A 1,042-nucleotide genomic window follows, 5' to 3' on the forward strand; every position below is an offset into this window, starting at 1 on the left:
CATGTACTTTTTCCTTATTATTGATGGTCCTGTCCGCTCTTCTATCGAGAACCACACTTCGCCTCTATCAGTGTAGTGAATGGAGCGAAGTTTGCTTTCGAGTATTCCGCTGCCGAATCACAAAGCAAGAGTACCGAGTGCTTTGTTGGCGGCGTCAAAGTGTTTTCTTGGGTATTGAGTGCGCAGTTCTAAGAAAAACTGGCAAATGAACAAAGCATGCTGGTTCAACGTGCTACAACCAGCATACTCAATCAGGCAGAAAACCATCTTTTTCTGCCTGAGATTGAAATAAGTGAGTGCTTACTTAATTAGACCCACTTCTTTGTAGTATTTTTCTGCACCAGGGTGAAGAGGGATAGAAATACCTGCTTTCACCATGTCTTCTTTTTTCAGGTTAGCAAAAGCTGGATGCAGACGTTTGAAGGTGTCGAAGTTCTCGAACACGGCTTTAGCAACGTTGTATGCAACTTCATCAGAAACATCAGATGTTGTTACCATTGTTGCCGCAACACCAAAGCTCTTCACGTCTTTATCTGTACCACGGTACATACCAGCCGGCACTGTGCTGAATGCGTAGTACGGGTTGTCTGCGACGATCTTGTCGATCTTAGGACCAGTTGCAGGCACTAGCTTCGCATCACATGATGTGGTTGCTTCTTTGATTGAACCGTTTGGATGGCCAACCATGTAGATGAACGCATCAATTTTGTTGTCACAAAGGGCTTGAGAACGCTCTGAGCCTTTTAGCTCTGAAGCAAGTTTGAAGCTGTCATTTGTCCAGCCCATTGCATCCATTACTACACCCATTGTCGCGCGGTCACCAGAACCTGGGTTACCGATGTTGACACGCTTACCAGCTAGGTCTTGAACGTTTTCGATGCCAGAGTCAGCACGTGCGATGATGTTGAAAGGTTCAGTATGAAGAGAGAACATTGCACGCAGTTTTTTGTACGGGCCTTGTTCCGCAAACTTGCTCGTACCGTTGTAGCCGTGGTACTGCCAATCCGATTGCACGATACCAAAATCTAATTCGCCTGCACGG

The 1,042-nt window shown here is 46.1% G+C and carries 1 protein-coding gene; it reads right to left on the bottom strand.

From position 1 onward, the window contains the following. Positions 1-300 precede the first annotated feature (300 nt). On the bottom strand, positions 301-1,042 hold a 742-nt coding region (locus tag R7Q47_RS26495; protein ID WP_225466885.1), incomplete at its 5' end, for a TAXI family TRAP transporter solute-binding subunit.

It is taken from the genome of Vibrio sp. Vb0349, assembly GCF_033338975.1.